The sequence below is a fragment of the Demequina capsici genome (assembly GCF_032102965.1).
In the GTDB taxonomy this organism is placed as follows: domain Bacteria; phylum Actinomycetota; class Actinomycetes; order Actinomycetales; family Demequinaceae; genus Demequina; species Demequina capsici.
This window is the reverse complement of the sequence record NZ_CP134880.1, coordinates 651,625-670,184: the sequence shown is the minus strand read 5'-3', so window position 1 is coordinate 670,184 and position 18,560 is coordinate 651,625. Positions and strand designations below refer to the sequence as shown.

At 69.6% G+C, this 18,560-nt stretch carries 19 protein-coding genes; 4 read left to right on the top strand and 15 right to left on the bottom strand.

Annotated elements, in window-relative coordinates; translation table 11 throughout:
* Positions 1-12 precede the first annotated feature (12 nt).
* Genes trpS through sigE form a run of 5 tightly spaced genes read right to left on the bottom strand, consistent with a single transcriptional unit; the run spans position 13 to position 4,383 of the window.
* Positions 13-1,032, bottom strand: coding sequence for a tryptophan--tRNA ligase (gene trpS / locus RN607_RS03245; RefSeq protein WP_313544301.1), 1,020 nt, complete (start codon positions 1,030-1,032; stop codon positions 13-15).
* A gap of 36 nt (positions 1,033-1,068) precedes the next feature.
* Positions 1,069-1,419 carry a twin-arginine translocase TatA/TatE family subunit gene (locus RN607_RS03240; protein ID WP_313544299.1) on the bottom strand — a complete coding sequence of 117 codons (351 nt, stop codon included), beginning with the start codon at positions 1,417-1,419 and terminating at the stop codon, positions 1,069-1,071.
* A gap of 20 nt (positions 1,420-1,439) precedes the next feature.
* Positions 1,440-2,927 (bottom strand): S1C family serine protease, encoded by a 1,488-nt coding sequence (locus tag RN607_RS03235; protein ID WP_313544297.1) that lies wholly within the window; start codon positions 2,925-2,927, stop codon positions 1,440-1,442.
* Positions 2,928-2,944: 17 nt separating this feature from the next.
* On the bottom strand, positions 2,945-3,796 hold the full coding sequence (locus tag RN607_RS03230) for an anti-sigma factor family protein (RefSeq protein WP_313499834.1): 852 nt from the start codon (positions 3,794-3,796) through the stop codon (positions 2,945-2,947).
* Complete coding sequence (gene sigE, locus RN607_RS03225) at positions 3,793-4,383, bottom strand: RNA polymerase sigma factor SigE (RefSeq protein ID WP_313499832.1); 591 nt, start codon at positions 4,381-4,383, stop codon at positions 3,793-3,795. The genes RN607_RS03230 and sigE overlap by 4 nt, the downstream gene beginning before the upstream one ends.
* A 140-nt stretch (positions 4,384-4,523) precedes the next feature.
* Between sigE and RN607_RS03220 the strand changes: the two genes are divergently transcribed.
* Positions 4,524-5,165 (top strand): O-methyltransferase, encoded by a 642-nt coding sequence (locus RN607_RS03220; RefSeq protein ID WP_313499831.1) that lies wholly within the window; start codon positions 4,524-4,526, stop codon positions 5,163-5,165.
* Positions 5,166-5,214: 49 nt separating this feature from the next.
* On the opposite strand, the gene RN607_RS03215 is transcribed toward RN607_RS03220, so the two are convergent.
* The 4 genes from RN607_RS03215 to RN607_RS03200 all read right to left on the bottom strand — a co-directional run bounded on the left by RN607_RS03215 (position 5,215) and on the right by RN607_RS03200 (position 7,867).
* Positions 5,215-5,382 (bottom strand): DUF3117 domain-containing protein, encoded by a 168-nt coding sequence (locus RN607_RS03215; RefSeq protein ID WP_313499830.1) that lies wholly within the window; start codon positions 5,380-5,382, stop codon positions 5,215-5,217.
* 139 nt (positions 5,383-5,521) lie between these two features.
* Positions 5,522-6,253: an LOG family protein gene (locus tag RN607_RS03210; protein ID WP_313544295.1), complete on the bottom strand. Its 732-nt coding sequence runs from the start codon at positions 6,251-6,253 to the stop codon at positions 5,522-5,524.
* 46 nt (positions 6,254-6,299) lie between these two features.
* Positions 6,300-7,442, bottom strand: a complete 1,143-nt coding sequence (dapE, locus tag RN607_RS03205) for a succinyl-diaminopimelate desuccinylase (RefSeq protein ID WP_313544293.1) — start codon at positions 7,440-7,442, stop codon at positions 6,300-6,302.
* A 20-nt stretch (positions 7,443-7,462) separates the two neighbouring features.
* On the bottom strand, positions 7,463-7,867 hold the full coding sequence (locus tag RN607_RS03200) for a hypothetical protein (protein WP_313544292.1): 405 nt from the start codon (positions 7,865-7,867) through the stop codon (positions 7,463-7,465).
* 43 nt (positions 7,868-7,910) lie between these two features.
* On the opposite strand from RN607_RS03200, the gene dapD reads away from it, so the two are divergent.
* Positions 7,911-8,858, top strand: a complete 948-nt coding sequence (gene dapD, locus RN607_RS03195) for a 2,3,4,5-tetrahydropyridine-2,6-dicarboxylate N-succinyltransferase (RefSeq protein ID WP_313544290.1) — start codon at positions 7,911-7,913, stop codon at positions 8,856-8,858.
* Positions 8,858-9,742 carry a hypothetical protein gene (locus RN607_RS03190; RefSeq protein WP_313544288.1) on the top strand — a complete coding sequence of 295 codons (885 nt, stop codon included), beginning with the start codon at positions 8,858-8,860 and terminating at the stop codon, positions 9,740-9,742. Before dapD ends, RN607_RS03190 begins: the two co-directional genes overlap by 1 nt.
* On the opposite strand, the gene RN607_RS03185 is transcribed toward RN607_RS03190, so the two are convergent.
* The 6 genes from RN607_RS03185 to typA all read right to left on the bottom strand — a co-directional run bounded on the left by RN607_RS03185 (position 9,739) and on the right by typA (position 17,238).
* Positions 9,739-11,034, bottom strand: coding sequence for a citrate synthase (locus RN607_RS03185; protein WP_313499820.1), 1,296 nt, complete (start codon positions 11,032-11,034; stop codon positions 9,739-9,741). The genes RN607_RS03190 and RN607_RS03185 overlap by 4 nt on opposite strands.
* 77 nt (positions 11,035-11,111) lie before the next feature.
* Positions 11,112-12,233 carry a succinyldiaminopimelate transaminase gene (gene dapC, locus RN607_RS03180; protein ID WP_313544286.1) on the bottom strand — a complete coding sequence of 374 codons (1,122 nt, stop codon included), beginning with the start codon at positions 12,231-12,233 and terminating at the stop codon, positions 11,112-11,114.
* Between the two features lie 12 nt (positions 12,234-12,245).
* A complete protein-coding gene (gene fdxA / locus RN607_RS03175) occupies positions 12,246-12,563 on the bottom strand; it encodes a ferredoxin (RefSeq protein WP_313499816.1) in 318 nt (105 codons plus the stop codon).
* A 93-nt stretch (positions 12,564-12,656) separates the two neighbouring features.
* On the bottom strand, positions 12,657-14,942 hold the full coding sequence (locus RN607_RS03170) for a VanW family protein (RefSeq protein WP_313544284.1): 2,286 nt from the start codon (positions 14,940-14,942) through the stop codon (positions 12,657-12,659).
* Positions 14,932-15,285 carry a DUF6113 family protein gene (locus RN607_RS03165; protein WP_313544282.1) on the bottom strand — a complete coding sequence of 118 codons (354 nt, stop codon included), beginning with the start codon at positions 15,283-15,285 and terminating at the stop codon, positions 14,932-14,934. Before RN607_RS03165 ends, RN607_RS03170 begins: the two co-directional genes overlap by 11 nt.
* A gap of 51 nt (positions 15,286-15,336) precedes the next feature.
* Entirely contained in the window at positions 15,337-17,238 is a 1,902-nt protein-coding gene (gene typA / locus RN607_RS03160; protein WP_313544280.1) for a translational GTPase TypA, read from the bottom strand.
* Between the two features lie 220 nt (positions 17,239-17,458).
* On the opposite strand from typA, the gene RN607_RS03155 reads away from it, so the two are divergent.
* Entirely contained in the window at positions 17,459-18,556 is a 1,098-nt protein-coding gene (locus RN607_RS03155; RefSeq protein WP_313544278.1) for a methyl-accepting chemotaxis protein, read from the top strand.
* Positions 18,557-18,560 lie beyond the last annotated feature (4 nt).

Below are 18,560 nucleotides of genomic sequence, written 5' to 3'. Positions count from 1 at the left end.
CTGGTGCGGCGGTCAGCGATGCAGCGCGGGCAGCAGCCCCACTCGATCGTAGATGCGGTCGAGCGTGACCTGCGCGACGGCCGACGCCTTGGCGGCGCCGTCTGCCAGCACGGAGTCCAACCGCTCGGGCGACTCGATCCATTCCATGGCGGAGTCGTGCACGGGCGTGAGCGCCTCCACGACCACGTCGGCCAGGTCGGACTTGAGGTGGCCGTACATCTTGCCCTCGTAGTCGGCGACGATCGCGTCGACGGCACGCCCGGTGAACGCGGAGTAGATGCGCAGCAGGTTGGAGACGCCCGGCTTCGCGTCCTCGTCGTAGCGGATCACGGTCTCGGTGTCGGTGGTCGCCGACTTGATGTTCTTCGCGATCGCCTTGGGTTCCTGGAGGATCTCGATGAGGCCCTTGGGGCTCGAGGCCGACTTGGACATCTTCTTGGTCGGATCCTGGAGGTCCTGGATCTTGGCGACCTCCTTGACGATGTGCGGCTCCGGGATCACGGCGGTGCCTTCGCCCAGGCGCGTGTTGAGCCGCTGCGCGAGGTCGCGGGAGAGCTCAAGATGCTGGCGCTGGTCCTCGCCGACGGGCACCACGTTCGTGTCGTACAGGAGGATGTCGGCGGCCATGAGGACGGGGTAGGTGAACAGGCCGACGTTGGTGCCCGACTCTCCGACCTTCGCGGACTTGTCCTTGAACTGGGTCATGCGGCCGGCCTCACCCATGCCCGTGAACGTCGACAGGATCCACATCAGCTCGACGTGCTGCGGCACGTGCGACTGCACGAACAGCAGCGAGCGCTCGGGGTCCACGCCTGCGGCCAGGTACTGCGCCGCCGTACGGCGGGTCCTGTCACGAAGGACCGACGGGTCGGGTGCGACGGTCAGCGCGTGCAGGTCCACGACGGAGTAGATGGCGTCGTGCGTGTCCTGCAGCCGCACCCACTGCAGCAGCGCGCCAAGGTAGTTGCCGAGATGGAGGGACTCCGAGGTGGGCTGCATTGCCGAGAACACGCGAGGCTTCATGCAGGCCATTGTGTCAAAGCCCCGACCGTGATCGGTACGTCGCCGTCAGGTCGCCTCAGGGTCGTAGGGGGCCGACGCGCTGCGCTGCGCGAGCGGATGACGCTTACGGGGCACCGAGGGCGCCGTCGTGGTCGCAGCGCCGGGCGACGGTGCATCGTCGGTGAGCGCCTCGCGCACGATGCGCCGCGGGTCGTACTGCCGCGGGTCGTACTGCGTCCAGTCGACATCGGTGCCGACCTCCTGCGTCAAGGTCTGCTGACCCTGACGCAGGAGGTCGCGCGCCTGCTTCGCGAGCCTGCGCAGCTGCTGCGCATACTCGGGGAGGCGTTGGGGACCCACCACGATCATCGCGAGCACCACGATGTTGAGGAACTCGCTCCCGTTGATGTCGAACACGGTCCCTATTGTGCCCCTTGTCAGTTGCTCGGCGAGGACGGCTCAGGCAGCGAGCCTCCCGAACCGGAGGAGGAGCCGTTGTCGCTGAAGACGACGGCGTCGTTCGCCGCGAGGGTCACCACGACGTCCTTGGTCGAGTCGCCTGACTGGATGGTGAGCGTCACCTCGTCGCCAGGGGCCTTGGCGCGGATCGCGACGACCAGCTCGTCGGACTGCGTCACGGGTCGACCGTCGATCGCTGTGATCACGTCGCCGGGCTTGATGCCGGCCTGGTCCGCCGGGCTTCCGGAGACCACGCCGTCAGCCGTGTTCGCCACCTGCACGCCCTCACCGGTGTACGTGCCGTCGAGCATGACGCCGATGACCGGATACGTGGCCACTCCGGTGGAGATCAGCTCCTCGGCGGTGCGTCGCGCCTGGTTGGACGTGATGGAGAAGCCCAGGCCGATGGAGCCGGAGCTGCTCGACGTGGTGGACAGGGTGGCGATGGCGGAGTTGATGCCGATCACCTCGCCCGCGGCGTTGATGAGCGGGCCGCCCGAGTTCCCGGGGTTGATCGCGGCGTCGGTCTGGATCGCGTCGACGAAGGCCGTCGACGCGCTCTCCGACGTGGTGACGGGCCGGTGGAGCGCGGACACGATGCCCGTGGTCACGGTCGACTCGAGGCCGAGCGGCGAGCCGACGGCGACGACCGGCTCCCCCACCTGGACCTGGTCGGAGTCCGCGAGCACCAGCGGGGTCAGGCCGGTCTTGTCGATGTGCACCACCGCGAGGTCGTACTCCGAGGACGAGCCGACGACGGTGCCGTCGAGCTCCGTGCCGTCCGACATGACCACGGTGACGGTGCCACCGGAGTCGGCGACGACGTGCGCGTTGGTCTCGAGGTAGCCGTCCTCCCGGATGACGAAGCCGGAGCCGGTGGAGGCGACCTGTCCGTTCTGGATCACCTCGATCGACACGACCGACGGCGTCACCGCCGCCGCGATCGACACGACGTCGATGCCGTCCGCGGTCGGGGTGCCGGACCCGCCGCTGGTGGTGTTGGTGGTCGACGCGGGCAGCGTCGCAGCGGCCGTGCTGCCGTTCTCGCTCGAGGTGGCGTCGTGCAGGGCCGCGCCTCCGAAGCCGGCGGCGCCGCCGATGACGAGCGCGCCGACGGCGATCGCAGCGATGGTGCGGCCCCGCACCTTGCCGACGGGCGGCTCGGTGGCGGTGGCGACGGGCGCCGGCTCAGCCGAGGCGGCGTACGGCGTGGACTGCGCAGCCGGGGGCAGGGGCGGGATCGAGGGCGCCGGTGCCGGCGCTGCGGCAGGAGCCGTGGCAGCGGCGGGCTCCGGCGCGGTGGGCAGCGGCGCCGTGGGATCTGCCGTCGGCAGCTCCGTGCTGCGTTCCGTCTGCGCCGCGGGCGTCGAGTCCTGCGACCCCGCCGGTGAGGGCGAGGCGAACGGCGACGTCGGCTGAGAGTCCTGCGAGGGCACGCCGTCGCCAGGAGTCTGGGAGTCGTTCATGGTGTTTCAGTCCACTTTCAGTCGGAGCCGATGACCGCACCGGCGAGCTCGCCAAGGCCTGCAGTGATCCGATCGACGAGCCCTGGCTCCTCGGCGACCGGGAACGCCTGCGCGACGTCGACGAGGGTGGACACCTCGCAAGCGGCGCAGGACGCCGTGATCACCAGACCGCCCGTCTCCCACACGAGGAGGGTGGGGGTCCCGTAGACCACGTAAAGCGTGACGCCGTCGAGCGCGATGGTCGGGAGCTCGGAGTAGCCGGACGCGAGGCGCCCGTGCTGCTCCGTCACGACCACCGAGTCCGTGTGCGCGACGAGCGTCATGATCAGACCTTCCGTCCCATCCGTGAGCGAGACCACCGACGCGTCGATCGGCAGCAGCGCGCTGCCCGACGTGAAGGGGTCGGCCCACCCGGAGAGGTCGTCCTCCTGCTGCAGATCCTGCGACTGGAGGTACGCCACCGTCGACGCGGAGTCGCCGGCGGTGCCGGACGACGCAGCCTCGACGGACAGCGTCTGGGGGGCTCCGGCCACGTACGCGGCGCCGACTCCGCCGACGATCGCGACCAGTGCTCCCAGCACGAGCAGTGCGGGCCTGCGGTCAGGCGGCCGGACTGCTCGAGCACGATGAGGGTCCTCCTGCGCGGCGATCTGCGCCATCCGTTGACGGTCGAGCAGCTGCTGCGCGAAGGAGATGTCGATTCCCGCCGAGGAGCTGTGGAGACGTTCCCGCGCCTCGTTGAGCTCCGCGTAGCGGGTCGCGCACTCGCCGCACTCGGCGAGGTGCGTCATGGCCTCGGCGGTGGCCTTGGCGTCGAGGCGACCGTCGAGCAGATCGTGGATCGATCGTCCGAGGTGCCTCGAGGTCATTCGTCGCCTCGGACTGGGGCGCGATGCGCGAGCGACTCGCGCAGCTTCGCACGTGCGCGGGACAGGCGGGAGCGCACGGTTCCCATCTTGATGCCGAGCGTGGCGGCGATCTCCTCGTAGGACAGGCCTTCGATGTCGGACAGCACGACGGCCGCCCTGTACTCGGGCTGCAGCTCGGCCAGAGCCGCGACGATGTCGTCGCCGAGGTTCGTCATGTCGAAGGCGTCCTCAGGCTGGCCCGAGCGCTCGTGCCTGTCGAAGCTGTCGGAGGTCGCGACCGACGAGTCGTCGTCCGCCATGAAGTCGAAGCGGATGCGCTTCTTGCGGCGCATGCGGTCGAGGAAGAGGTTGGTGGTGATGCGGTGCAGCCAGCCCTCGAACGTGCCGGGCTTGTACTGGGAAAGGGAGTTGAAGACGCGGACGAAGACGTCCTGCGTGAGGTCCTCGGCGTCGTGCTGGTTGCCGGTCAAGTGGTAGGCCAGGCGGTACACCCGGCCCGAGTGCTCCTCGACGATCCGTTCCCAGGTGAGCTCCGCAGGGAGCGTCTGGACATCGTCGATCGAGGCAGGGGTGGTGGCCGTGGTCATCGCCTCTCCTCCTTCACATCGGGTGAACGTCCGAATTCCTCTCCATGTTCCCATGCCTGGATCGGGCGAACCAGCGTGAGGCCGCCGCTCTGCGGCAACTCTGAGGGACCGGTGCGGATACGATGCGCGGAGGAGGTGTCATGACGAGCGAGGCCGCGAACTGGGCATATGCCGAGGATTTCCTGGCGGAGGACCGTGTGGTGCTCGCTGCTCGCGACGCCGCGGACGAGCTGGGATGCGTGCCTGTCCTCCCTGCGGCGGGCAGGACGCTGCAGGTGCTCGCCCGTGCGATGGGCGCGCGGTCGGTGGTGGAGATCGGCACCGGCACCGGAGTCTCGTCCGTGTACCTGCTGCGCGGCATGGACCCGGCGGGCGTGCTGACCACGATCGATCGTGAGGCGGAGCATCACAAGGCCGCGAGGCGGACCCTGACCGCCGCGGGCTTCGCGCCTGAGCGGGCCCGCATGATCACCGGGCGTGCGCTCGAGGTGCTTCCGCGTCTGACCGACGGCGGCTACGACATGGTCCTGATCGACGCGCGCAAGGTGGAGTACCCGATGTACCTGGACCATGCGCTGAGGCTGCTCCGAGTGGGCGGCATGGTCGTGATCGACAACGCGCTGTGGCACGGGCGCGTGGCAGACCCCGCGCAGCGCGATGAGGAGACCACCGCCGTGCGGGTGACGCTCAAGGCCGTGCGCGAGAACGAATCGCTCACGCCTGTGCTGTTGACAGCGGGCGACGGGCTGCTGGTGGCGCTGAAGGACGCGGCGATCGGCTGAGATACGGCAAGCGCCTGGCCGAGGCCAGGCGCTTCACCGCTTCAGGGGATTACTGGAGAGCCGACTGGAGCGCGTTGCCGAGCTCCCTCACCTCGTCGGCGTTGATCTCCACGACCAGGCGCCCGCCGCCCTCGAGAGGCATGCGCAGCACGTAGCTGCGGCCCTCCTTCACGACCTCCATAGGGCCGTCACCGGTACGAGGCTTCATAGCGGCCATCGTGTGCAACTCCTTGTGAACCAGGCGGTCACGCGGCGCGCGACGCTCCGGCCATTCTACGCGGAGCCGCAGACACGCCCCAAATCCCTTCCCAGCGGCGCGGCCCGGCCGCCGGCGCAGCGGGACCTGGGGACGCAGGTCAGTCGACGGCGACCGCGAGGTCCTGCGTGACGTGCGCGACCGCCACGATCGGGTCGTCCGTCACGTGCATCAGGTCGATGTCGGTGGGTGCGATCTTCCCGTCGGCCGCCATCGATTCGCGCAGCCATCCCATGAGCCCGTCCCAGTACGAGTGCCCGACGAGCGCGATCGGGAACTTCTGGATGGTGCCCGTCTGCACCAGCGTGAGCGCCTCGAACAGCTCGTCCATGGTGCCGAAGCCGCCAGGCAGCGCGATGAACCCCTGCGCATACTTCACGAACATCGTCTTGCGGGCGAAGAAGTACCGGAAGTTGATGCCCAGGTTCACGTACGGATTCATGTCCTGCTCGTGCGGCAGCTCGATCCCGAGCCCCACCGACACTCCGCCGGCCTCATGCGCACCCTTGTTCGCGGCCTCCATGATGCCGGGCCCGCCACCGGTGATGACGGCGTAGCCGCGCTCGGCGAGCAGGCCGCCGATCTGGACGCCCTGCGCATAGTCGTGCGCGTCCACCTGCGAGCGCGCCGAGCCGAAGACGGTGATCGCGGGGCCCAGCTCGGCGAGCGCGCCGAAGCCTTCCACGAACTCGGACTGGATGCGGAGCACCCGCCACGGATCCTCATGGAGCCAGTGGGGGCTGTCCTGCTCGCCCAGCAGGCGTCCGGACGTCGAGACGTCGGGAACGTTGCGTCCACGCAGCAGGACCGGGCCCTTGCGGTAGTCGTTCATGATGCCTCCGTGTCTCCTCCGTGCGGACGGTCTCGGGTGATGCGGCTCAGCTCGTGAGCCAGGCCTCCAGGCCCGCGCGCACCTCGCGGATCTGGCTGACGGCGCAGCGCTCGTCGTCGGCGTGCGCGAGCTCAGGGTCGCCGGGACCGTAGTTCACCGCAGGGATGCCGAGCGCGCCGAAGCGTGCCACGTCGGTCCAACCGAGCTTGGCACGGGGCGGCTCCGCGCCCGTCGCCTCCACGGCGGCCGCGAAGGAGCGCGCGAGCGGGGCGTCGAGGCCCGGCCTGCACGCCTGCGCCTCATCTGTCCACACGAGGGAGTAGACGAGCGCCAGCTCGTCCGGGGCCGCCTGCCAACGCTCCAGAGTCTCGGGATGCGCCGTGAAGGCCGCCTGGACGAACTTCTCGACCCGCTCCTTCGCCTCCTCGAGCGGCCATGCGGGGCTGAACCGGTAGTTGAGCGTCACGGTCACGGAGTCGGGGATCACGTTGCCCGCGATCCCCCCCGAGATCCCGACGGCGTTGAGGCCCTCGCGGTACTTCAGGCCATCGACCTCGATCGTCTCCGCCTCGTACTCCTCGAGCGCCTGCAGCAGAGGAGCCGCATGGTGGATGGCGTTGACGCCCTTCCAGGAGCGTGCCGAATGCGCGGCCTTGCCCTGCACCGTCACGTCCACGCGCAACGTGCCGTTGCACCCGCCCTCGATCACCCCACCGGTCGGCTCGCCGAGCACCGCGAAGTCCGCCTGCAGCAGGTCGGGGCGTTCGCGCGACACGCGCCCCAGACCGTTGCGGGTCTCCTCGACCTCCTCCTGGTCGTAGAGCACCCACGTCACGTCGCGCGTCGGCTCCGTGAGCGCGGCCGCGAGCGAGAGCTGCACGGCCACACCGGCCTTCATGTCCACGGCGCCGCGACCCCACAAGGTCGCACCGTCATCGGCCCAGCGACCCGGCACGTTGGAGGCGATCGGCACCGTGTCCAGGTGCCCGGCCACGACCACGCGCTCCGCGCGCCCCAGCGTCGTCCTGGCGACGACGTTGTTCCCCAGCCGCGTGACCTCGAGGTGCGCGCACGCCCGCAGCGCGGCCTCGACCTGGTCAGCGATCTCGCGCTCGTCGCCCGACACGGACGGAAGGTCGATGAGGGCCTTGGCCAGCACCTCCACGGGGGCGGCGAGATCGAGCGTCATGCCGTCAGACTATCGCCGCGTCACGGGACGACCGGACGGCCCGCCCACCGCCACGCGAGCCATGTGGAGACGCCCCCGACGAGCATCCGGAAGCCGACAGGCACCACCCCGACGACTCCCAGTGCGCGGGCAGGGTCGTCACCCGCGTCCTGCGTGAACAGGACGACGTCGCGCACCGCGTCCCCGATCCACAGCAGCGCGAGCACGGTCACCAGCAGCGCCACGACGCGGCGTCTCGGAGAGCGCGCAGGAAGGAACCTGGCGTTCTCGGCCTGCGTCACGACCGGGTCCGGCGGGAGGAACTCCGACCTCCACTCGATGCCACGCCGCGGGATCGCGCTCGGCGCCCACCCGTCCGCCGCATGATCCGGCTCGCGGTGCCGCATCGGCTCCTCGTCCGACTCCGCGCCGTCCCCCTCGCTCATGCCCCGAGCCTAGCGACCGGCGCGCTCAACTACCCTTGGAGCCATGACTCGCACGGCGCACGCATACGGACTTGCCACGATCGACGCGACGGGCACGGTGCTCGACACCTGGTACCCCTCCCCCGTGCTCGGCGAGGCGCCCGACAAGCACCGTGCGCCCGAGCAGCTCAAGGCCGCGGAACGGCACGACGACCTGCGCGGCGTAAGCGTCGAGGTCGTCTTCAAGGCGATCGACCTGGATGAGGCTCCCGCCGACGTCCCCGACGCCTATCTGCGCCTCCACCTGCTGTCGCACCGCCTGGTGCAGCCGCACGGCGTGAACCTTGACGGGGTCTTCGGCGTTCTTACCAACGTGGTGTGGACGTCGGAGGGCCCGTGCGCTGTCGAAGGCTTCGAGGCGGTGCGCGCCCGCATGCGCGCCTTCGGCCGGCACCTCACCGTCTTCGGCGTCGACAAGTTCCCGCGCATGGTCGACTACGTGGTGCCCTCCGGCGTGCGGATCGCCGACGCCGACAGGGTGCGTCTGGGCGCCCACCTGGCACCGGGGACGACGATCATGCACGAGGGCTTCGTCAACTTCAACGCCGGCACCCTGGGCGTCTCGATGGTCGAGGGCCGCATCTCGGCGGGCGTCGTCGTCGGCAACGGCTCCGACGTGGGCGGCGGGGCCTCCATCATGGGCACCCTGTCCGGCGGCGGCAAGCACGTCATCTCGCTCGGCGAGCGCTCGCTGCTGGGCGCGAACTCCGGCCTGGGCATCCCCCTGGGCGACGACTGCATCGTCGAGGCCGGCCTGTACGTCACCGCCGGCTCGAAGGTGGTCCTCGTGGGCCAGACCGACGACGACGGCAACCCTGTCACGGCCAAGGCTCGCGATCTCGCGGGCCAGGACGGCATCCTGTTCCGCCGGAACTCCCTCACCGGCGCGCTCGAGGCAGTCCAGCGCCAGGGCAAGGGCATCGAGCTCAACGCCGCGCTGCACACCAACTGATGGCAGGACGCCCGCGCCGCCGAGGGGCAAGGGCGATCGCGTTCCTGACCTTCGCCGCCGTCGCGACCGCGGGCGTCATCTGGGGTCCCGCCTGGTGGGAGCGGCACGGTGACCGGTTCTCGAGCGAACGATGCACCGTGACCGTCGAAGGCACCTCCCACACCCTCACCGCGGAGCAGGCGGACAACGCCGCGATCATCGCCGCGCGGTCCGCGGCGGCGGGGCTGCGTGCCCGCGCCGCCACGATCGCGCTCGCCACCGCGGTGCAGGAGTCGGGGCTGCGCAACATCTCCTACGGGGATCGCGACTCGTTGGGCCTCTTCCAGCAACGCCCCTCGCAGGGCTGGGGCACCGAGGAGGAGATCCTCGACGTCCGGTATGCGGCCGACGCGTTCTACACCGCGCTCCAGAAGGTGTCCGGGTGGGAGGACCTCGAGATCACGGTGGCAGCGCAGGCGGTGCAGCGCAGCGCCTTCCCGAACGCGTACGCGGATCATGAGCCCGAGGCGCGCCTGTGGGCGACGGCCCTGCGCGGCTACGGCGGCCCCGCAGCTGTGACCTGCGACATCTCGACCCCCGACGCCTCGACCGCCGCCGCCTATGCGGACAGGATCGCTGCCGACTTCGGCGACGGCATGTACACCGTGCTCGTGACGGGCATCGGCGATGCGACGTCGGTGGACGTCACGGCGGACGATGGCTCCGCCACCACGAGGGATCAGCTCGCCGCATGGGCGGTCGCCACCGCGAGCACGACCGGGGCCACCGCCGTCACCACCTCGACGAGCACGTGGACCGTGCAGGACGGCATGACTGCCACCGGGGATGACTCCGTGGGCGACGCCGTGCGGATCGACATCCGCACCGCGCCTCAGAGCAGCTAGCTCTCGCGGTCCTCCATCGGCACGTAGTCGCGCTCCACGACGCCCGTGTAGATCTGCCGCGGACGGCCGATCTTGGTGCGCGGGTCGTGCATCATCTCGCGGTAGTGCGCGATCCAGCCCGGCATGCGCCCCAATGCGAAGAGCGGCGTGAACATCGTGTGCGGGAAGCCGATCGCCGAGTAGAGGAGCCCCGTGTAGAAGTCGACGTTGGGGTAGAGCTTGCGCTCGATGAAGTACTCGTCGCTGAGCGCGATCTCCTCGAGGCGCTTCGCCATGTCGAACGTCTGGTTGTCGCCGCCCAGCTTCTCGAGCACGGTGTCTGCGACGCCCTTCACGACCGCGCCACGCGGATCGTACGACTTGTAGACGCGGTGACCGAAGCCCATGAGGCGAGCGCCCTCGGCCTTGTCCTTGACCTTCGCCACGAACTGCTCGACGGTGTCGCCGCTCTCCTTGATCTGGTCGAACATGCGCAGTGCCGCCTCGTTCGCCCCGCCGTGCAGCGGGCCGGACAGCGCGGTGACGCCGGCCGCGACCGACGCATAGATGTTCGCCTGCGACGAGCCGACGATGCGGACCGTCGACGTGGAGCAGTTCTGCTCATGGTCGGCGTGCAGGATGAGCAGGAGGTCTACGGCTCGGCGGACCTCCGGGTCGATGTCGACCTCGCCGCTGCCGTCGGAGAACGCGATCCTCAGGAACTCGTCCACGTAGTGGCCGCCGCGGCGGGGCTCGATCAGGTCGCCGCCGCGTCCACGACGCTGCAGATACGAGATGACGGTGGCAGTCTTCGCGAGCAGCTGCACCGTGGCCAGCTCGATCTCGTAGTCGCCTCGACCCACCGACTCGGGATAGAACGTGCTCAACGCGCTCAGGGCGCCGGACAGCACCGCCATGGGGTGCGCATCGCGCGGGAAGGCGTTGAGGAACGCCTTCATGCCCTCGTGGAGGTGCATGTGCCGGGAGACGCGGTTGTTCAACGACGCGAGCTGATCCGCGTTCGGCAGCTCGCCGTGGATCAGGAGGTGCGCCACCTCCAGGAAGGTGGACTGCTGCGCGAGCTGCTCGATCGGGTAGCCGCGGTAGCGGAGGATGCCGTTGTCTCCGTCGATGTAGGTGATCTCGCTGGAGCACGACGCCGTGTTCATGAAGCCGGGGTCGACGGTCACGAGGCCCGTGTCGTTGAGCAGCGTGGGGATGGGGAGACCGTCGTTCCCCACGGTGGCGCGCTCGATGCTCAGTCCTCGGGTGACTCCGTCGACCGTCAGCTGTGCTTCCTCGACGTGGACCATGCGGCTCCTTCCAGACGACGCGCGAACGCCTTCGGTGGCTGGGGCGACACTGCCCCGGTGATTGCTTGGCCGCCAGTTTACTCAGATTTTGCGAGACGGCGGGCCGCCTCCTCGATCCGTTCATCCGTCGCCGTGAGCGCTACGCGAACATGCCGACGCGCGGCCTCCCCGTAGAACGCCCCCGGAGCGACGATGATGCCCCGGTCGGCCAGTTCGCCCAGGGTATCCCAGCAGTCCTCGTCCCGGGTAGACCACAGGTACAGGCCCGCCAGCGACTGCTCCACCCGGAACCCCGCCGACTCGAGCGCCGGCTTCAGCAGCTCCCGACGCCCCCGATACACCTCCCGCTGCGCCTCCACGTGAGAGTCGTCCGCGAGCGCCGCGGCCATCGCAGCCTGCACCGGAGCAGGCATGATGAAGCCAGCGTGCTTGCGGACCTCGAGGAGACGGCCGACGATCGCGGGGTCGCCGGCCACGAACGCCGCGCGGTAGCCGGCGAGGTTCGACTGCTTGGACAACGAGTAGACCGAGAGCAGGCCCTGGTGGCTTCCGCCCGCCACCGCGGGGTCGAGGATCGAGGGCACTCCCTCCGACGCCCACGGCTCCTCCCAGGGGAGCTCCGCGTAGCATTCGTCCGAGGCGACGACGGCGCCGATCTCCCGCGCCGCGTCGACGACCTCCTTGAGCTCCTCGCGCGACAGCACCGCACCGGTGGGGTTCGACGGCGAGTTGACCCACACGAGACGGACCGATCGGTCGCCCGCCCACTCGTCGACCTCGTCGGCCGGTCGAGGCGTGGCCCCTGCGAGACGCGCGCCGACGTCGTACGTGGGGTAGGCGGCCGTGGGATGGACCACCGTGTGCCCCTCGCCGATGCCGAGCAGCGCCGGAAGGAGCGCCACCATCTCCTTGGAGCCCACCGTGGGAAGCACGCCCGCCGGGTCCACGTCGGGGACGCCACGACGGCGCGCGAACCACGCAGCGACGGTCTCGCGCAGCTCAGGGGTCCCGTACGTCTGCGGATAGCCCGGCGCGTCGGCCGCAGCGATCAGCGCATCCCGCACCACCTGCGGGGTGGGATCCACCGGGGTGCCGACCGATAGGTCCACGAGCCCGCCGGGGTGCTGAAGGGCGCGCTCGCGGTAGGGCGTGAGCGAGTCCCACGGGAAGTCCGGGAGCGCGGACGGATGCAGTGCCACGACGGACCTGCGTCAGTTCTGAGGCGGGAAGGCCTTGATGACGTCGTGGTCATGGGCGATCTGGCCCATCTTCGCGGCGCCACCAGGCGAGCCGATCTCGGAGAAGAACTCCACGTTCGCCTTGTAGAAGTCGCTCCACTTGTCCGGGAGGTCGTCCTCGTAGTAGATGGCCTCGACCGGGCAGACCGGCTCGCATGCACCACAGTCGACGCACTCGTCGGGGTGGATGTAGAGCGAACGCTCGCCCTCGTAGATGCAGTCCACCGGACACTCGTCGATGCAGGCCTTGTCCTTGACATCCACACACGGCAAGGCGATGACGTACGTCACGGCGACTCCCTCCCTAGGGTCTCTGGAACCCTCGCATCATACCGCCGGGAACGCGTCGGAAACGCGCTGGTACCCCCGCCGGTATGGGTCGTATCAGTCCGCTGTTCCGGCGTTCGTGGACGCCGACGACGACGTGCACTCGATCGCATCGTCCGGCGCGTAGGTCCAGGTGTAGCTCTCATCCTTGACCTGGTCACCGTTCAGGAAGACCTGCCGGTAGTTGGTGATGGTGAAGCCGGCCTGGCCTGCGCTCTTGGGCGAGCAGCTCGACGACGTCAGCTTCTTCACCCCGGGCTGGACGACGTTGGTCTTGTCGGACGCCTGGGTCTGCACCGTGTAGTACGGCGTCGACCAGATGTCGACATGCAGGCGGCCGCCTTCGACGTAGCTGTTCATGACCAGGGCGTACGGGGTGTCGTTCGTGAACACCATGTTGATCTGGGTGCCGTAGATGGTCGATTCGCGCCCGGCCGGGTAGCGCGTGAACCACACGCTGTGCGGCCGGTGCGCGTCGATCTGGTAGCCGGCCAGGTACGCGGCGTTGTACGAGGTCGTGGCCATCTGCGACAGACCACCGCCGATGCCCTCCGTCAGGATGCCGTTCACGATCACGTGCGCGTCCTGATAGCCCTCCTCGGCCGTGATCGGGGACAGGACGTCATGCAGGTTGAACTGCTCGCCCGGCTCGATGATCGTGTCTGCCACGTGCGCTGCCGCGACCACCAGGTTCTGCGTGCGCACCGGCTCGTTCGTGAGCGGGGTGTCGAAGGACGACACGATCTGCGCGAGGTCCGCCACGTGGAGCGAGTCCGCGTTCCGCTGCGCCTGCGTGGCGACGAAGGGCATCTCACCCGTGCCGCCACCGCCGCTGACGGCGGAGACGATCACGTCGCCGAGCGCACCGCCGTCCACCGTGAGCCCCGGCGCGCCCTCGTCGACCACGATCTGATGCGAGGAGTCGAAGGACACCGACGCATCGACCGGATCGATCTCCAGCTCCGGGTGCTCCTTGATCAGCGCGGGTGCGATCGACCTGCCGTCGACCTCCAGCTGGTAGGCGCCGTCCACCACGTCGACGCTGGCGTTGTCAGCCACCTCCTGCGCGGGGACGGTCGCCTCGCCGCCGTCCCACGTCAGCGACACGTCCGTAGCGAGCGGGCCGGAGTTCAACGCCGTCGCGTACGCCGTCGCGTCGTCGATGCCGAGCTCCGGGTCCGCGAAGGTCGCCGGCACCGTGACCGACGACGCGGGCCACTGCCCGAGGACGGCGTCGCGCACGTCCCCGGCCGCAACCGTCACCTGCTGGGTGCCTGCGATCGCCTGGGCCACTCCGTCGACGATCGTCACCTGCGCATCGCGCGCGTCCGACGCGAGCACCGATGCCGCCGCGGTCGACTCCGTGCCCATGCTCTGGTCGTCGACGGCGAGCACGGGCGACAGCTCGCCGACGCCGGCGACATGCTCCCACAGGCGTGCGGGAGACAGCGTGAAGCCGGTGTACGCGGACACCGTCGCGGTCGCATCGACCGAGACTCCGAGCCTGGTCGGGAACGTGACGTAGGAGGCGTTGCCCACCGTCAGCGACACCGCGGCCGCGTTCGCCGAGTCAGCAGCGGGTGTGAGCGCTGTCGTGGCCTCGTCGGCGCTCATGCCGCCGATCTGCACGCCGAGCGCCTCCGCACCACGGGGGATGCGGTCGGCGACCGCGGCCTGCGCGATCACGTACAGCAGCGCCAGGACGACGATGGCGAGACCCACCGCGCGGGGCCAGCGGCGCGGCGGGCGCGGCGGCTCGGGCTCGCGCGTGAGGAACTCCGGAAGCGGCTCCTCGTCAGGCGCGGCGAGCTCGGCGTAGAGGCTCTCGCGCTCAGGCTCCGCGGCGGGCTCGGGGTCGAACTCTGCGGCAGCGTCCGGCGCGGGCTCGGACTGCGGCGCCGGCTCCACCTCGGGCTCGGGGTCGAACTCTGCGGCAGCTTCTGGCTCAGGCTCCGCCTCAGGCTCAGGCTCCGGTTCCGCCGCATGGTCGGGCTCGGGGTCGAACTCGGTGGCTGCGTCCGGTTCCTGCGCCACCTCGGGCTGCGCCTCGGCCTCAGGCTCGGCGGTCGAGGCGGCTGCCGCCGCGGACGCGGGCTGCAGATAGGGGCTGACCATCCGCGGAGCGGTGACCGCGGCGTCCATGGTGACCGCCGCGTCCACGGTGAGCGCGTCGTCGTCGGGAAGCGACCCGGCCGCCGCGTCTACGGAGGTCGCAGCGGCGTCGGGCCGGGCACCGGGATGCTGGGCGGCGGACGCCCGAAGACGCCGTCCTGCGACCGATCGGCGGCGCGCCTCGACGGCCCGTCTCTGCTGCTCGTTCTGCAGACGACGCCTACGCGACATCCTCACGCCCCTTCAGGAGGAAGCTCGGGATCAGCGCGACGAGGACGATCATCGCCGTGGATCCGAGCAGGAACACCAGGCCGAGCGCGTCCTCGACGATCAGGACCGACCCCCCAGGCCCCCGCTGCGCGAGCAGGAAGACCGTCACCGCCCAGCCGGACGAGTACAGGGCCAGCCCGCCCCAGTCCTTCCAGGCACGAGAGAACACGGCGCCCGTGAACGTGACGAGGATGACCAGGGCCACACCGATGTACGGGAAGGCGCGATGTGACAGCGCGCCGACCGTCGCGATCGCCGCACCGACGGCGAAGAGCGCAGCGAGACCCAGGAACCGCTTCAGCATGCGACCACTCTACGTTCCGCGAATCGGGACGAAATGCACCGCCGCGGCGGGTCAGGCGTTCTGCCGCTTGGCGCGGGACGCGGCGCGACCGCGCTCCGTCTGGTCCAGGATCACCTTGCGGATGCGGATGTTCTCGGGCGTCACCTCCACGCACTCGTCCTCACCTGCGAACTCGAGGCTCTCCTCGAGGGTCAGGCGGCGCGGAGGTGCAAGGCGCTCGAGCTCCTCCGCGGTGGACGAGCGGATGTTGTTGAGCTTCTTCTCCTTCGTGATGTTGACGTCCATGTCCTCGTTGCGCGAGTTCTCACCGACGACCATGCCCTCGTAGGTGTCCTCGGTAGGACCGACGAAGAACGTGCCGCGCTCCTGCAGCGCCATGAGGGCGTTCGAGGTGACGGCTCCGGAACGGTCCGCCACGAGGGAGCCGTTGGTGCGGTACTCGATGAGACCGGCCCACGGCTCGTAGCCGGCCGCGATGGACGAGGCGATGCCCGTGCCGCGGGTGTCGGTGAGGAACGTGGAGCGAAAGCCGATGAGGCCGCGCGCAGGGACGAGGAACTCCATGCGCACCCAGCCGGTGCCGTGGTTCGCCATGGACTCCATGCGGCCCTTGCGGGACGCCATGAGCTGCGTCACGGCACCGAGGTGCTCCTCGGGCACGTCGATCGTCATGTGCTCCATCGGCTCGTGGAGCTTGCCGTCGACCTCCTTCGTCACGACCTGCGGCTTGCCGACGGTGAGCTCGAAGCCCTCGCGGCGCATCTGCTCCACCAGGATCGCGAGCGCGAGCTCGCCACGGCCCTGGACCTCCCAGGCGTCGGGACGCTCGGTGGGGAGGACGCGGATGGAGACGTTTCCGATGATCTCGCGGTCCAGGCGGTCCTTGACCTGACGCGCGGTGACCTTGGCGCCCTTCACTCGACCTGCCAGGGGTGACGTGTTGATACCGATGGTCATGGAGATCGCGGGGTCGTCGACGGTGATGAGCGGCAGAGGACGCGGGTCGTCGAGGTCCGTGATGGTCTCGCCGATCGTGATGTCCTCGATGCCCGCGATCGCGACGATGTCGCCGGCCTTCGCGGACTCGGCGGGAACCCGCTGAAGACCCTTGGTCTCGAGGAGCTCGGTGATCTTCACCTGCTTGAGCGAGCCGTCGTGGCGCGCCCACGCGACCTGCTGGCCCTTGCGGATCTCGCCGTTGTAGATGCGGAGCAGCGCGAGGCGCCCGAGGAACGGGGAGGCGTCGAGGTTGGTGACGTGCGCTTGGAGCGGCGCGCCCTCCTCGAACGACGGGGCGGGGATGCGCTCCATGATGACCTTGAACAGCGGCTCCACCGAGTCGCCCTCGGGGAGGGCGCCGTCGGCGGGCTGGGTCAGCGAGGCGATGCCCGCCTTCGCAGAGGCGTAGATGACGGGCACCTCGAGCAGCGCGTCGACGTCGAGGTCCGGGACCTCGTCCTCGAGGTCGGAGGCGAGGCCAAGCAGAAGGTCGTGGGTCTCCTCGACGACCTCGTCGATCCGCGAGTCAGGCCGATCCACCTTGTTGACGACGATGATGACCGGCAGCTTCGCGGCCAGCGCCTTGCGCAGGACGAAGCGGGTCTGCGGGAGGGGACCCTCGGAGGCGTCGACGAGCAGCACCACGCCGTCGACCATGGACAGTCCGCGCTCGACCTCGCCGCCGAAGTCGGCGTGACCAGGGGTGTCGATGACGTTGATGGTGGCGCCACCCTCGGGGGCCGCGTCTCCGGTGTAGCGGATGGCGGTGTTCTTCGCGAGGATCGTGATGCCCTTCTCGCGCTCGAGGTCACCCGAGTCCATGGCGCGGTCCTCGACGTGGGCGTGGTCGCCATAGGCGCCTCCCTGGACGAGCATCGCGTCCACGAGGGTGGTCTTGCCGTGGTCGACGTGGGCGACGATCGCGACGTTGCGCAGGTCTGAGCGCAGGGGCATGCGGGTACTCGTTTCGTAAGGGAGGGAGCCGGTCCCTCCCTGGGCCGACGCTCCAGTCTATCCGGCGCTGGATCGACCGTGGTGTCCGGCAGGGCTTCGCCAGCGCCGAACCGGGACAAGGACACCGCGGAACACCGCCCGGAGAACCCTCACGATGTCCCAGGTGTGACCGATGTGACGGACGGGGAGAACGACAACGACCGTCATGAAAGGCACGCGCATGGCCACCTCGCCCCTCACCTCCGCCGAGCAGGGCATCGGCACCATCCCGAGCGCGAGGCACCTGGGCTTCGCCAGGATGCTGGACTCCTTCGCGATCCCGCTGATGTTCGTGGGGCTCGACGGTCGCATCGCCTACCTCAACGCGACCTCGCGCACGATGATCGACGGCATCGGCACCCTGACGCCCGAGTCGCTTCTGGGCCATCAGCTCCACGACTTCAGCGGTGCAGGCCGCGTGTCGAAGAACCCGGCGGACTACCCGCGCCACTCCAGCTACGAGTTCCAGGGCATCCTGCTGTCGACGTCGCTCAACCTGCTGGTCGATGACCGCGGCGAGGCGCTGGGCTTCGCGTACTCCTGGCAGGACATGACGGAGTCCGAGCGGATCCGCCAGGCCTCGCACGACACCGCGCAGGAGATCGTGAGCGTCGGCGTCGCCATGCAGGAGGTGACGGTCCAGCTGGCCGATCAGGCCCAGGTGACGTCCGACGGCGCCCAGACCGCGGCGGCGGCGATCGAGCAGATGAGCGCGTCGGTCCAAGAGATCGCGAACTCCACCACCAAGGCGGTGTCGATCGCGAACGAGGCCGTCGGCGCTGCGGGTGAGGCCTCGGAGCGGGTGACGAAGCTCGACTCGTCGAGCCAGGAGATCGGTGTGGTCGTGAAGCTGATCACCCAGATCGCGGAGCAGACGAACCTGCTGGCCCTCAACGCCACCATCGAGGCGGCGCGCGCGGGCGATGCGGGCCGGGGCTTCGCGGTCGTCGCGTCGGAGGTGAAGGAGCTGGCGCGGGAGACCGCCGAGGCGACCAACCGCATCACCGCGATGATCTCGACGCTGCAGGATGACAGCACGCACGTGACGACCGCGCTGACGGCGATCACGGAGCTGATCGACCAGATCTCCGCTGCGCAGACCTCGATCGCCGGCGCGGTGGAGGAGCAGTCGGCCACGACCAACGAGATCTCGCGGTCGGTGAGCGAGGTGGCGGGCACGGCGCAGGCGACGCTCGCCGACGTCGCGACGATCTGGGAGAAGGTGACGCAGGCGAGCGAGGCCTCGCAGCGCCTCGAGGAGCTCAGCACTATCGCCTGACCAT